This window comes from Sphingobacterium sp. JB170 (assembly GCF_900163865.1).
GTDB lineage: Bacteria > Bacteroidota > Bacteroidia > Sphingobacteriales > Sphingobacteriaceae > Sphingobacterium.
The window spans coordinates 515,969-531,101 of the sequence record NZ_FUKU01000026.1; the positions used below are offsets into that span (position 1 = coordinate 515,969).

The following is a 15,133-nucleotide window of genomic DNA, read 5'->3' on the forward strand; positions in this document are numbered from 1 at the left end:
GTGATTTTTATTAAAACGTCAAATTAACCCCGGCAACAAAGCTCTTGGTACGCGGATACGCAGAGTTATCTACTCCCCTAGTTAATAGCGATTCACTCGCCGACACTTCGGGGTCGTAACCCGAATAATTGGTGAATGTATGTAGGTTGTTGAGTGTCACATAAACACGTAATTTCTGCATAAACAATTTCTTTGAAACATCTGTCGGTAGCGTGTATCCAAGCGTAACATTGTTAATACGTAAAAAAGAGGCGTCCTCTAGGTAATAATCCAGCGGATCAGAAATCGCAATATTATTTGTTGGATTTAAACTCCATAGCTGTTTTTTGCTTCGTTGATCAGGATTAATTTCTGCTAATTTGGCAAGATCTTTGGTTTCCATACCCGTGGCAGGATCGATCAAAGTGTAATATTCAGCCATAGCGGCTAAGGAGTTCTGGTTAGGTAGGTACGGTCCCATGAAACGCTGACTGTTCATATTAAAGGCTTTATTACCATACGAGAAATTCAAGAAAACCCCCAAATCAAAGTTCTTGAAGATGAATTCATTGTTAAACCCACCGAAAAACTTCGGCTCCGGGCTACCAATGGACGTACGATCTTCAGCCGACCATACCGGGTTTCCCGCTTCGTCGGTTTCTCCGATAACCGATTGGTATTTTACATCCCCGGGCTTCACGGTATTGCGATTCTTACCTTTTTGTGAGGCGACACCGTCTTTTAACAAATAGGTTCCGTCGGCCTGCTGCTGGAAGTCGTCGGTGGTATACACGCCATCGTACTTATAGCCATAAAATGTGCTCACCGGCCCGCCCACCTGCGTATAGAAATTTATCCGCGATTCATAGGATGTTAACAAATAATCATTTGCCGAACCATTGTATAGACCATTTATTTTCGAGCGGTTGAATGTGATGTTAAAGGCAGATTTCCATTGAAAATCTTTTTTAGCGATATTCAGCGTATTCAGGGAAAGTTCCACACCGCGATTCCGAAGCGATGCTATATTTTGGTATTGCTGCTTGTAGCCCGTAGAAGTTGGAATTTCTACTTGTAACAATAAATTCTTTGATTCATTGTTGTAAAAGTCTGCGGTCAGGTTGATGCGATTTTTCAACACGGACATATCAAGTGCTAGATTGGTTGTCTGTGTTTTCTCCCATACAAGTAGTGGGTTTCCCAGCACATCACCCGGCTTCACGCCGATAACATTTGCATTACCAATTCCAAGTACTGTCGACCCATAGAGTGTTGTGTATCGGGTACTTCCAATTTTATCGTTACCCGTTGTGCCATAGCCCACACGCAATTTTAGTTGATCGAAGATCCCGTTATCAGCCATGAATGATTCATTATGGATATTCCACGCGGCAGATGCCGATGGGAATGCTCCCCACTTGTTTCCAGTCTTAAATGTCGAGACACCATCGGCCCGAACGGTTGCTGTGACCAGATAGCGATCATCGTAGTTATACATTGCACGGAAGAAGCCCGAGACAATACCATAGCGTGCCGCTTCGGCTTTACCACGCTCAGTCCTACCTGCTAAGCTTACATCTTTGAGTCCGAAGTTGCTGGAAGGAAATTCATAGTAATCATGTCCAAGAGCCTGGCTCTCTTCGTAACGTATTTCGTGACCAGCCATCAGGTTAAGATGATGATTACCGAAATCTTTTAACCAAGAGAGCGTATTTGTCCATTGCCATTGAAACCCCTCACTATTGTTAATAGATCCATATGGTCCTCCATTATTTCTGGCGTTCATGGTGCGCCCATCATCCCACGAGTCGCTACGTGTTTGCTCCCACTGATAGGTTCCCGAAGTACGAAAGGTGAAATCATCTAAAAATTTTGCCGTTAGTCCCAAGTTTACATTAGCTAACCGAGCCGCCTTCCCTTTTGTAATCGCATCGTTCATAATAATCGGATTGTACACATCATATTGGGAATTGATTGCTTGCAGCTCATCGGCAATATCTGTATACAGTAACTGTTCATCAGTAAAGCGGACGCCACCGGTTGCCGGCTGAAGAATAGACATCTTCAGCATCCCCCCTAACGAGCCGTCTCCCTGCGTATTGGCATCCTGAAACATCGAGCTGAAATCTAAATTCAATCCTTTAACCAACTCATGGTTTATTTTGGCGCGTATACTATTTCTGCGAAATCCGGATTTTGCCAAAATACCGTCCTGATTGGTATTGTTGAACGATAGCATCATCTTAGTTTTTTCATTACCGCCTGAAACATTAATATTGTGGTTCTGCAATATAGCCTGCCCACCAAAAACTTCTTCTTGCCAATCAAGTCCCGAACGAGACCCATAGTCCGCCGCTATCCGCGCGTACGCTCCTGAAGCGAAGTCTGCTGATGAGGGATCCCCACCGTACATCGTGGCAAAATCTTGCTGATTACCCTGCAAGCTTTGAAATTCATATTGATACTTCACATAGTCCGCTACCGATAGTAGGTCAAGCTTTTTACTTAACCCTTCTATACTCACATAACCGTTGTAGTCCACAGTGGTTCGTCCTGATTTCCCGGACTTGGTCGTCACGAGCACCACCCCGTTAGCACCACGCGCACCATAGATGGCCGAGGCCGATGCATCTTTTAAGATATCAATACTTTCGACATCGTTGATATCGATTTTCATCAGGGCATCTTCCATCACAAAACCGTCGACGACATATAATGGACTGGTAGACCCCGTGATGGATGTCCCGCCGCGGACCAAAATATTCACGCCCGCGCCGGGGGCCCCACTCTGGGTAACCACACTTACACCCGCAACCTTACCGGTGATGGCTTGCGCTGCGGTCGTTACCGGAACGTTTCGAATATCGTCTGCTTTTACCGTACCCACCGCGCCGGTTAAGTCGCGCTTGCGGGCCGTTCCGTAACCAATAACAACGACTTCGTCAAGGTCGTTATTAGAACCCGATAAAATCACCGTCAACGGCTGTTGGGTTGCTACTTTGATCTGCTCGGGGGAATAACCGACATAGGATATCGTCAGGACATCACCCAGCGAGGCGGTTAACGTGAAAGCACCGTCTTGATCCGTCAGCGTGGCACTTTTTTCTCCTCCCACCTGTACGCTGGCACCGATAATTGCTTGATTGCTTGCGTCGATAACTTTCCCCTTAAGGTTAAATTCTTGCGCCCAAGACAGTGAAATCATCGTGGTAAGTAAAAATAAGGTCAATAGATTTTTACGTAGGGAGCACTTAGGCTTCGCCTTGTTATATATTGATTTTAGCATGTAACTAGTAGTATGTTTACATAAATTAATTAGCAAGCGCTAAAATAATTAAAATAGCACGTGCGACCGTCCTGCTCCATACTGTCCTAAGCACGAAAAAAGAGGCATATATCATCTGGATAATATGCCTCTACAACACGAAAAACAACATCTATAAAAACGGTAGCGTTTTAGCGTCGTGCTGGTACAGTATTTACTGAGAAACCAACTTATAGATCTCCGATCCGGCAAGTAGCACGCAACCCAAACCATAATCTTCAAAATCAGGCATTTTATCGGCCGTTACCGGCTGTCCGTCTTTGGGTTCTTTACCTGTTGATTGCATGTAACCTAGGAAACCACTCGGCTGAATGGTCTCCGTAGAAAGTGCTAGCCAACCTTTTTCGATCGTTGGAAGGAATGTCTCTTTGTCCAAAATTCCGTTATTAACGCCCCACGTCATCCCATAAACAAATAATGCCGTACCTGAGGCTTCCTTACCTTGATAATGTGCTGGGTCGTGCAGGCTCACATTCCAGAACCCATCGCCACGCTGAAGGGGCTTCACGGCACCAGCTAAGCTGGTGAAATCAGCCAGATATTCGGCATAGTGCGGATCACTTTTGGGGAGCTCTTGCAAGACAAGCGCTAAAGCCGTAAGCACCCATCCATTGCCGCGAGACCAATAACAGTCTTGACCATTTGGTTCCTTGTAGGGAGGCAAAAAATCCTTATCGCGCCACCAGAGTTGATCCGCTGCATTATATAACCCCGTCCCTCCCTCACTGTACTTTATATGGTGATATAATTTATACATGTAATCGAAATATGTAGTATCGTTAAACGTGACCCCGAGCTTCACATAGATCGGCATCGCCATTTGGATAGCATCAATCCAGGTCCAATCATCCACACGGCCACTTCGAATAACTGAATCAATATTTTCCTTGATCGCCTGAATGCGAACGGGCTGTGGGTCGGCACGGTATAGATCGATATAGGTCATCCCGCAATTTTGGTTATCGGCATGCCGCGTGTATACCTCCCCCCGTACAGGCTTCCAGTCGTGCTTTTGCGCCCAGTCGACTGCGTAGTCGTAATATTCCTGATCGGTATCAATTTTATAAAATGCCATAAGCCCCTCGTAGTAGACCCCTCGGGTCCAAATATTTCCGCGCCGCTCTTTATTCGTAACGATTGTCTTCCCTGGGTCTGGCCACTTATTCATAAAATAAGCGTTGGCCGCCCGCAGCTGTTGAACAACGTCTTGCTTGCTCGTAAAATCCTGTGAGTGAACCCCTGCTGTTAAAGTAAACAAGCAGGTAAATAGAATTAATCTTTTCATCATCATTTTAAGGCATTTTGCTAAATCCTTCTTTCTTTATTTTCCAGGTCCCGTCCTTTGGAAAACCTGGCAGATCGCCGCTCGAGGTATCCCATCCTTCGAGCATCATCGCCACGGCAGTCAAAAGCCCCCCATTGCCCGGCAAATAGAGTCGGAGCCTACCGTCCTGATAATTATGTCCATTTTTTAGATAGGTATTGGTCTGTATATCCATAAAAAGTGCATCGAGCGCTCTTTCTGGCATATTTAGGCGTGCCGCATTCATTGCTGTCATCGGAAAATCCCAACCCCATGTGTTTCCCCAGGACCATTTTTCCCAAACCGTTTCTAAGGTATTTTTCATGATGACCTTATCAAGCTTAGGCGATTCGGGAACCATGCCTAGAGCGCCCAACACCGATGGGTGATCCGTCATCCATTTGGGAAATGTATAGGAGTCCGTTGCGGTCTCTGTTGCCAAATAAACATCATCCTGCACGGGTAGCTCGGCCAGCTTGTTGATCACGCTGTCCCACGTCGCTACGCGCGGTTCGCCTAACCGTTCTTTCCAGCTTTGGGCGGTACGTAATGCCCAATCCCAATAAGCGAGTTCATAAGTCGGATTTCTTGTTTTTGCCGCGGGAAATACCTCCTGTGCAGGGATAACACCCAGTCCCAGGTTGTAACGATCTTTCTCCTTGTCGTAATAAGCATAGTCTGCCATAAACTCGGCCGTAGCAAATACGATGTCTTTGTATTTCGCCAACACGGATTTGTCTTTGTGATCGCGGTAAGCTAGCTCCGACATGTAGATAACGTGGGGTTGCTGCCAGATTAGGAACGCTGCGACCGATGAAGGGCTTTCATTACCCTCATTATCGGACATTTTTATCCAGCGAACACCTTTATAGCCTTGGCGTTCGGCAAGCGCTTTTGCTTTATCGAACGTACGGAAGTAATAATCCAAGGATTTCTCCATGATTTCCGCACGCCCCCATAGCGCGAAGTGAACACCGTGCCACCAGTGCATCTCGGTATGCGGTTTGCCGTACCAGCTGTTGAATGTTAATCCCGTTTCCTGCGGGGGATTGCTACCACCACACTGCACCCTGGTCAAATACTGTGAAAGAACGACGCGACGTTCCAATTCATGTGCCCGCGGATCCGTGCTGCCATCGAAATCGACTGCGGCGCCACTTTGCCAAAATTCGGTCCATGCTGTCGTGCTTTGCTTACGCGTGCTTTCGTAATCAATCGGCGCTAGTTCAAAGTTATTTCCCGTATTAAACGCAAACGAAAAATCGAAGGTTTCTAATTCTGGATCTGGGGTATAAACAAAATAATGTTTATCCTGCTCGCTGAGCTGTCCATTGGAAAAGTGCAAACCTGTAAAGTACGTTGTGCCCGATAGTTTATGCGAGATAACGCCCGATTCCTGGCTATTAACAATCAACTTGGTGCTATGCTCATCAGTATTCCCATAAAAAGCAGCGTCATCTAAAAACTTCCCCGATGGAAATGGGTAGCGGATAAACACCTTAAGACGCCCTTTAGCAATCAGCGGGGAGCTTACTTGTACCGCCGCTTGGTCGGCAGCCTGCCCTGCCGCGGTATATACCTCGACAGGCTGTCCTTCCAGCGAAAACTTAGAATGGATAAGCCCTGTCCACAGGTCTAAAGTCTGCTCGATATTTTGAATATCTTGAACACCAGCAAGCTCCCCACTTGCAAGATGCAACTCCAGGCCAACATTACCCAGCTGTAGGCGGTGCGGGTTTACGCGAAAATACTCCGTCGCTTGCTGCTCACGAGTGCCTGAAACCTTATGCTGAATGCTATATTTCGCGTCTCGTCCTTCGTTATTGAAGTCGTAGGACTTTAACGTCTCGTCAAATGTATAATCCCGATCATTATCGAAGCTGTTCCAACCCCATTCGGACTGTGTTCCCAGCGACACTCCATTGACATACTTGTCGGCGAAAGTCTGCATCCCTGTGGCATCAACGGTATAAGCGAAAGTACCATTTCCAACCGTTAAGGAAGCGAGCGTATCCATCGAATTATTGGTCACATTATGCCGCTCAACGACGGTCTTGCGATCTATTGCGCTTCCCGTTCCATTCTGCTGGCAGGAACCGAACAAGAGTAATCCCACCAAACATACATTTATATATCCCTTCATATTCATCGTTTTAATAATACAAGTATTGTCATATTAATATTCTTTTTTTAAGGCCGTAATAAAGTGGCGGCGATGAGTCCAACGATCACATCGTTAGCCCTTGCTTTTAATGTTAGAGATTCTAACTGTTTCGTTTGATTAAGCGGAAGATCTAGCAAGCTCGCCGCACCGCCATCGATCGACCGGGTTGAATAGCCCTTAATTTCGCCGTAGTTTTTGTATTGCCCGCCTTTAAAAAGCTCTCCCGTTTTTAACGCTATTCGGTAGGGTATCCGCTGATTGTCCACCTCAAAAGCATAGTTGTCGTCGAGAAAATCCTGCTCGATGGGCCACCAATTTTCCGGGTTTTTCAAATCTAACAATTCGGTCGTACCGTCTTTATAACGAACTTCCACTTGTGCGTTAACCAGCTGCGACTGCATCGGGTTTGTCGAACCCGCAACGAGCAAATATGCCTTACGAGCGCTTCCCGACAGGGGAATGCGGGTACTGCTGGGATAATTATCCCACTGACTAGTGAAAATAACGTTTGCGTTATCTCCTTTGATTTCAAAGGGTACGCCAAGGTAAGTTAGCTGATTGTCCTTTCTAGCTCCCATGATCCCACTGTCATCAATCGAAGCAGTGGTAAGCGGGTAGCACCAGTTTCCAATCCCTTGCCAAGGGAGCTGCAAAGTAGGCCCCTGAGGCCGGGGAGATAAATATTGTTGGGTAAATATCTGATTCAAACGCGCATTGTAGAAAGACGATAAATCCTGGGTTGAAAAGCTCTCGCCCTGTGTGAGTTCCCAATCCACGTAATCGACCTCCCAGGCTGTCTGTCCAAAAGTAAAGGTAAACCGATTCGTTCCATTGCTTAACTCACTTATTGGAATAACGAGCTTCTCGTCCGCGTTTGCACGAAGCTTAATGTCCTTATGAAAACCCGCCGCGGTGATTTGACCGCTTAAGGAAGACTCGCCAATATTCGTTATGATTAGGTCGAGCTGATTTTCTTGTTTCTCGAATCGATGCGTAACAGGAGCTACAAGCGCTACGTTGTAGGGTTTCCACCAGCTCATATCGTCCTGCTCTACTTGCACAAAAAAAGTCCCCTTGCGTGCCTTATTTTTAAATCTAATCGATGTTCCGTGATGCTCTTTAATTAACTGTTGTGGATCATAAATAGCCAGCGTGTGTTGCCCTTGAGGAAGATCAAGAACCATCGGAGCGCTGTAGGCGTGCTCCAAAACGGAGTCGGGTGAAATCGAAAGTTTCCCGCGGCCAACGACCTGCACATTAAATTCTTTAGATTGCGCGGCTTCCAATACAACGTACGGCCGGCCGATGGATTTAGCTTTACGGTGCCATGTCACTTCCTTCCCGTTTACGGTAACCGAAGTGATGCTACTGAAATTTACGGGTATTTCCATTGCTAATTTTACCGGGCGATCATAATTGGTGCGCAAGGTATAGGTCAAGGCATTTTGCTCCTTTTTATAATCATAACTCCACTCGGGCAGACTAATTTGTGCGTATTGCCAATCGTCGGGGAAACCCGGGCGAATATGAATTGTTCCATCCATGAGCTTAGGGCGTACCCCAAAGAGTCCCTCCACCAGTGTGCGCGAAGCTACACCAATGGGGTCGGCAAAATCACGGTAAAGTTCTCCCCGGAAGGCATCATAATGAGAAAGCTGTTGAAAGTTACCCGGACTTATGCCGTGGTACATACTCTCGATGATATTGCTTTTCCACAAATGGTAAGCGTCTTCTGGCCTTCCGGCTTGCCAGTACGCGAGTGAAGCCTGCAAGTTTTCGGCCAGCGACACATTATTGATCGACCACGTGTAAGGCTGCCAGTTGGTCGTCGCCAAAGTATACAACCCGTGGTGCTGCTGCCCTCGGACCGATATAGGAATCTTCGGCAATTCGTTTTGTACGTATTGTAGATTTTGGTAGTTTTCGAATGCGTCGAGCAGATTCGCGTCAGCAGCGTGGTATATCGTCCAAATCCCCGGCTTATCGTGCAACAGCTTATTACCCAGCAAGTCTTGAAACTCTGCGAAATGACCTTTATCAGACATCCATAAGATGTTTTTGAGCGCGTTTGCAATCTTCTGCGCTTCTTGCTCGTATACCGTTGCGTCTTGGCCTAAAATGTGCGCAAGCTTAGCGGCTGCGGTATTGGCCCGAAAATTATACGCTGAAGTATGGCTTACTCCTCCGCCGGAATATTGCAAACCATCGCTAGCCCAGATCGCGCAATACGCATCATACAATCCGTCGCCATCACGATCAAAATTACGGCGCTCCCATGCCAAATGGCGTACAATACTCGGCCATATCTCCTTCAAGTATGCACGATCACCTGTATGATCAAAATGGGTAAAAATCTGATCAAAAAACACCAGATTCATATCATAATGATGCGCTACCGTATTGTTATTTGGGTGACGCGAAATATAACCACTACTGAACATAGACGTTCCCATTTCTTCCATGTGCCGAGCCAGATGTAACGCGGTATCCATGACTACAGGGCCAGTTTTGGGGTGCAATACCTGGGAATTTGTATAGCTGCTAAAATGTACTTTTGCCCGATCATGCCACCCTAAGGCATCCGCGACATAAGCACCTCTCCAGGCATTCAAGCGCATACGCCACGCGACCGCGCCGTGTAAATACGTGGGGTTCTCCCAAATTCCATCTGCGGCAACAGCCATCGTTGCCCCCAAATTATTAATAAATCGATCAGGTGTATGCAAGATAACGCGGCTGGCAAGCTGCTCTCTTTTTGTTTGTGCATCTGCAAAAATGCGCGCTTCATCTACCCGCGACTGGTCCTCTTGAGGTATAGCGATTTGTATGTATATCGGATTTTTGAAATTTTCATAACGGGCATACACGAGCGGTGTCGCACTTGCCGGATCGTCTTTTAATTTCCCCTGGGTTTCCCATCGCGTTGCATCGGCCAGTCGTAACTCTTGGGTTCCCGTGAAACTTCCTTGCAGAAATTGCTTGGCGTTTTTACGGCCCAAATACACGAGATCGAATAAATTCTCCTGGACAGTATACGTATTATTTCGACAGTATTCCCCTAGTAAGTAAAAGCCCGATTCAGGATCCGCACCAATATCACCGTTACGACTAAAACGCGTGCCACTGGCGCCCCCAAATAAAGCGATAAGACTTGTTTCAGCGGGTATATCGGTAGCCTCGATACGTACGACCATCCCTTCAGCAGTAGCTTGCGCTAATACCACAATATCAAGATGCCCCTTTCCTAGGTACGGGTCTTCAATACGATAGATCATCGAGCCGGCACGGTAGCGAGTCTGGATCCCCTGGGCGTGGATGAGCTTTTTAATACTTCCTTTTCGCTGGAGCGCAAACTGTAAATTGCCGCCCATACCGGGCATATACAAAGCAAACTCCGGCAAGTCGCCCGCTTCCACGCGGGAGGCCCGATTATCGCCATACAAAGCACGGTTAAATCGGTACGCACCGTTCACTAGCAAAAAGTCACCTTGGTCTTCGGTATAGTGCAGCTCCCGGTCGTTGTTTTGCCAGTGCTTTGATTGCCCCTCCACCACCGTTCCTACACACATGATCGCTCCCAATAGGCAACCCGTAACAATCATTTTAAGCATCATTAATTAAATGTAGTAACTGCTTTTCCGTTTATCGTCACTTTCTGCAACTTTACTCCCTTCATATAATCAACTTTGAAAGGTTCTTCGACCCCATTGATCACGCAGTTAATCATCGTTAGCCCCCTAACTGGAGAGGATTCATAGGCCGCCGAAAGTACGCCGTACTTTCCTCCGTCTGTCACTTCTAAATTCTCTACCCAAATATTACGGATCGTAGGTATATGCTCTCCTGGTTTTTCATAGAACATATTAAAGCGCACGGCAGCATCCTTGTAGGTACCAACTTTGGTGTTGTAGAAAAACACATTTTCAATCGTTCCGCCTCTACTAGAGCTAGTTTTAAGACGTAACGCACGGTCTAGATTAGGACTATCCATTTGATTGTTTAGCGAATAGATATTTCGTGCGCCACCAGCAATCTCGCTACCAATAACCACGCCTCCATGACCTTCTTTCATGAAACAGTTTTCAATGATATGGTTCTCTGCGGGGCGGCCAATATTACGACCGTCTTCATCACGTCCTGATTTTATAGCTATACAATCATCGCCCGTATCGAAATAACAGTCCTTGATCCATACATTTTTACTTGCTTCTGGATCACATCCGTCATTGTTCGGCCCATGGCTCACAATACGAACACCATCAATCAGCACATTCTCACACAGTACGGGGTTGAGATTCCACATCGGTGAATTCACCATCTTCACGTCCGCGATCCACACATTCTTACAGCGATAAGGCTGTACGAAATTAGGACGTAGGAAATGTCCATCACCATAAATACGTGTTTTCGCATCCACCTCATCAGCCATCTGTTGGTGCAAGCGTGCACGCGCAGGTTTTTGCTCTCCTGGACGGGATTCATTCCAGCCGTACGCGCGAGCTCCGCACCAATACCACCAATGATCGGCGTTTGCGTTCCCGTCGAGCAGGCCCTTACCGGTTATGGCAATATTTTCTTCTTGATAGGCGTATATAAAGGGTGAATAGTTCATGCATTCCATCCCTTCCCAACGCGTAAACACCATGGGGTAGTCCGAGCTATCTCGCGAAAACAGTAACGTCGCTCCCTCACTCACATGCAGGTTTACATTACTTTTTAGATAAATAGCACCGGTCAAAAACACTCCTTTTGGCACGAGCACCCGACCACCACCTTCATCACTACAAGTAGCGATCAGGTTGTTGATGATTTCGGTATTTTTAGTAATGCCGTCAGCTTTAGCACCAAAATCCGTGATAAGATAATCTTTGTTTCGAAAACTAGGTTTTGTAATTTGCTTCTTAAGTGCTGCTACTTCATTTAATATTTCCTTGGTATTCGTCCATTGATTTTCCTGACTAAAAACGCCACCAACAAACAGGAAGGTCATTAAATAAGCGATAAACTTTTTCATAATTATAGTATTAATAAAATTTTACAAAGTATAAGACAGTATTTCAAAAGCCACCGTCGTTGAGGTTTGTGCTGTGCCGCCTTGACTCGCGCCAAATAAAAATTGGGGTTCGCCCGTTTTGGGATTCAGCAGTAACATGGGGCGTTCGAGCCGCCCAAATCTTTTCAAATGTTTTGGTGCCGGACCTTCATGTAGGTAGCTTGGCAGATCAAGGTAAGACACGGTGGGTTCCGACCACCCAATCCCGTCGGATGAAGTGAGGAGTAATCCAAAAGCATGATTATAAAAACCCATATCTCGAGCAATCATATAATAGGTGCCGTTCTGGCACCACACGAAAGCATCTTCAAGCTGCGCGTTTTCTGGGCGAGCCGAAAAATCAATAACCGGATTCGCACTCACTTTTCGGTAAGGTCCCTGCGGATGATCCGCTTTTGCTAACCCATATTTCCTGTTTCCTCGTACTGATCCGGTGGACTGTTCATATTCTTTGGTGTTCCATGATTTATAATAAAGCCAGTACTTACCGTCATCCCCTTGAACAAAAGCTGGGTTCGTGGAGCAGTGATCATCCCAAGCTCCCGATTCACCGGGAAGTAAACACGGCTCATCTGGCCGCGTCCAAGGGCCTTCCAAATCACTCGCCTGGGCAATACCAATTCGTTTGGTGTCGGTTTTACCGTTGGAATTCCCCATATAAAACAGGTAATAGCTGCCGTTCACTTTTTTAATCAACGGATTGTGGCAGGTGGTGCTATCCCAAAAACCATCGCGCGGCGCGAGCACTACTGCCTGATGTACGAACGGCTCATAAGGCGAATCAGCCACAGCATGTGCAATTTCGGATCCGCGAATCCACCCGCTCATTCCCCTATCCTTTTTCCATCGCGAATAAAACAAGTGAACCTTTCCATCCTCACCCCAAATGGGTGAGGAGCACCATATATAATAATCTTCTAATTCAAGTGTACGCCCTAGTGGCTTCAATCGAAAAGCGGGCGTGGGACCGCTCGGGTCTGCCACAGGATTCCCCCAAAGTTTAGGAGCAACCAACATGCTCGACAGTAAAAATGTACCCGAGCCGATAAATTGCCTCCTGCCTAATGAGTTCATATTTTTTTTGCGCATAACTATCCCTGAAGTTCTTGTTAGCATCATCAATTTAATCCGCAATATATTAAAATCACATAGCTACCGTGTCCTGCCCTGTCCTGCCGAATGGATTAAATAGGCTCTTAAAACGCACAACGAACGGTCGTTGTCCAAGTCCAACAGATTTATTACAATTGCACATAAAATCGGCCACCCTACCAGATGTCCGATCTGAAAAACAACTATTGTAAAATATATTATTAAAAATGCGATGCTATCAAAACCCCGGATTCTGCATCGCTTGTTTCTCATCATTATTCAACGGTATGCCATCTTTCTGTACGACGTCTAGGAAGCTTTGCGGAATCGGACGGTAATAGTGCTTATTTACCGTCGGTCTCGCTTCGTTATTAAACTGCAGGGCCCTTTTCACAAGAGTCTTTGTCCGCGCGAGATCTTCCCAGCGCATCAATTCACCCATTAGCTCCCGCGAGCGTTCATTAAGGATAAAAGCAATGAATTTCTCTTCGTTGGAGTTTACCTCGAGCTCCTTATAAAATTGGTCGCTTGCATTCCAAATCTCTGCGGGCGAGCCGATATGCATCTCGCTAACTGTAGCGGAAGTGGTTAGATCAATATTGTTGGATTCAAAGTACGTATTACGATCCGAAAAGGAAACGAGCGATCCTTGCGCGACAACGGCGTTCGTTTTATAAGCAATTCCTCCGTCGACATACTCTGCACGGTCCTCGCCAGCCTTGTAAGCGGCACGTTCGCGAATAGCATTGATGTACATTAAGGCCTGATCATAATTCCTTTGGCGCCCTAGTGCTTCAGCCACAATGAGATAAGTTTCACCGATGCGCGCCAAAATACCATCTCTATTGCCGAACTGACTAGCAACGGAATTCCGTGATCCGTCAGCGAACTTAGACATCGTCAAATAACGACTTGCGTCGTAATTCCCATGCGCACCTTTATAATCTTTATTGTTACCGTTGAAGTAGCGTACGAACATGTGGGGCGCACGCTTTTTAATATTTTCGGCCGTATAGCGGTTGTCTCCAGCATCGTTAACGATATATTTTACAGACACCTGACCACCCAGAAACTTGGGTTTACCGATATCTGCTACGCTTGGCGCCGATGCCGCGTCCCAAACAGGTGCGGCATCGGGTTTATTGCAAAGATATTCCGTCTTAAAGCTTTTCCAAAAGCGTGAATCATTCACGCGGTCGTACACATCGACCGCATAATCCGAAGTGCGAAGACGCTGAAATTCCCGTCCACCAGACACATCGCGCTGCATACCGGGTAGCGTTTGATAAACCGACGGAAAATGTAAATGCAGTTGATTGCCATAGCGACCGGCTGTCGCCGTATTATTAGAAAACTGGGCAGCAAGTATCACCTCTGACAACTGCTCGTTCGCACCGTCGGGCGCTGTATAGTTCCATAAATCCCGGAAGTCTTGCGCTAAGCTATGCGGGCTTTGTTCAATAACAATTTTCCCGTAGCTAACTGCCTTCTGCAGGTCTTCTTGTTGACTTGCTCCATTCCAGCTCGCATAGAGTTCACTAGCACGAAACAGGTGTACTTTGGCCAGAAAATGCGCTGCTGCCCATTTGGTGAGGCGCCCCTCTTGCTCGCCAACATCTGGAAGTAGCTCGTAGGCGTTTGTAAAGTCGCTAATGATTTGATCGTATACTTCTTTCTCAGAGTTGCGAATAAAGTCCAGCTGAACTGTATAAGAAGGGTCTAATTTGAGCGGTACAGCGCCGTACTGCTTAACGAGCTTGAAGTAATTGAATGCCCGCATAAAATATCCTTCTCCTAGTCGTGTATTTTTCTGCCCCTCTGCGGTATATACTACAGGCACCTGAGCGATGACTGTATTGGCTGAATTTATAGCGCCGTACATATTATCCCAAACGTTCTCCGTTTCTCCAGTAAAGCTATTTAAGGTTGCATTATAGGTTCCCCACATCTCTTTGGTGCGGTCTCCACCAATCCAAAATTCATCGGTACCGTAGTTTGTTGTGGCGTAGGCCCATTCATAATTAAAGTGGAATTTTAAGGTTTGGTATAATCCTGTAACCAAACCCTCAAGTCCGGTAACGGTTTCAAAGTCGCTCGTGTTGCGCGCGGTGATTAAATCCTCATCTAAAAAGTCCTTGTTACAGCTTTGCATGGCCATAAATGGGAGCGCTGCAAGCAAGCAATACGTATATTTATTTCTTAAAATTTTCATAATTG

General features: G+C 46.4%; 7 protein-coding genes. All 7 read right to left on the reverse strand.

The window, feature by feature from the left end; all coding sequences use genetic code 11:
* Positions 1 to 10: 10 nt before the first annotated feature.
* Positions 11 to 3,265, reverse strand: a complete 3,255-nt coding sequence (locus FM107_RS07770; protein WP_086947921.1) for a TonB-dependent receptor — start codon at positions 3,263 to 3,265, stop codon at positions 11 to 13.
* Positions 3,266 to 3,458: 193 nt separating this feature from the next.
* Positions 3,459 to 4,595, reverse strand: coding sequence for a glycoside hydrolase family 88 protein (locus tag FM107_RS07775; protein ID WP_256959410.1), 1,137 nt, complete (start codon positions 4,593 to 4,595; stop codon positions 3,459 to 3,461).
* Position 4,596: 1 nt separating this feature from the next.
* Positions 4,597 to 6,750 carry a hypothetical protein gene (locus tag FM107_RS07780; RefSeq protein ID WP_256959412.1) on the reverse strand — a complete coding sequence of 718 codons (2,154 nt, stop codon included), beginning with the start codon at positions 6,748 to 6,750 and terminating at the stop codon, positions 4,597 to 4,599.
* Between the two features lie 47 nt (positions 6,751 to 6,797).
* Positions 6,798 to 10,385, reverse strand: coding sequence for a DUF4450 domain-containing protein (locus tag FM107_RS07785; RefSeq protein WP_086947922.1), 3,588 nt, complete (start codon positions 10,383 to 10,385; stop codon positions 6,798 to 6,800).
* Complete coding sequence (locus FM107_RS07790) at positions 10,385 to 11,785, reverse strand: glycoside hydrolase family 28 protein (protein WP_086947923.1); 1,401 nt, start codon at positions 11,783 to 11,785, stop codon at positions 10,385 to 10,387. Before FM107_RS07790 ends, FM107_RS07785 begins: the two co-directional genes overlap by 1 nt.
* Positions 11,786 to 11,806: 21 nt before the next feature.
* Complete coding sequence (locus FM107_RS07795) at positions 11,807 to 12,898, reverse strand: glycoside hydrolase family protein (protein WP_086947990.1); 1,092 nt, start codon at positions 12,896 to 12,898, stop codon at positions 11,807 to 11,809.
* 256 nt (positions 12,899 to 13,154) lie between these two features.
* Positions 13,155 to 15,128: a RagB/SusD family nutrient uptake outer membrane protein gene (locus FM107_RS07800; protein ID WP_086947924.1), complete on the reverse strand. Its 1,974-nt coding sequence runs from the start codon at positions 15,126 to 15,128 to the stop codon at positions 13,155 to 13,157.
* Between the last annotated feature and the right edge of the window lie 5 nt (positions 15,129 to 15,133).

Bases quoted from the DNA above. Each gene is read 5' to 3' on its own strand.
- FM107_RS07790 (WP_086947923.1), bottom strand. From the start codon at position 11,785: ATGAAAAAGTTTATCGCTTATTTAATGACCTTCCTGTTTGTTGGTGGC.
- FM107_RS07780 (WP_256959412.1), bottom strand. From the start codon at position 6,750: ATGAAGGGATATATAAATGTATGTTTGGTGGGATTACTCTTGTTCGGT.
- FM107_RS07785 (WP_086947922.1), bottom strand. From the start codon at position 10,385: ATGATGCTTAAAATGATTGTTACGGGTTGCCTATTGGGAGCGATCATG.
- FM107_RS07800 (WP_086947924.1), bottom strand. From the start codon at position 15,128: ATGAAAATTTTAAGAAATAAATATACGTATTGCTTGCTTGCAGCGCTC.
- FM107_RS07770 (WP_086947921.1), bottom strand. From the start codon at position 3,265: ATGCTAAAATCAATATATAACAAGGCGAAGCCTAAGTGCTCCCTACGT.
- FM107_RS07775 (WP_256959410.1), bottom strand. From the start codon at position 4,595: ATGATGATGAAAAGATTAATTCTATTTACCTGCTTGTTTACTTTAACA.
- FM107_RS07795 (WP_086947990.1), bottom strand. From the start codon at position 12,898: ATGAACTCATTAGGCAGGAGGCAATTTATCGGCTCGGGTACATTTTTA.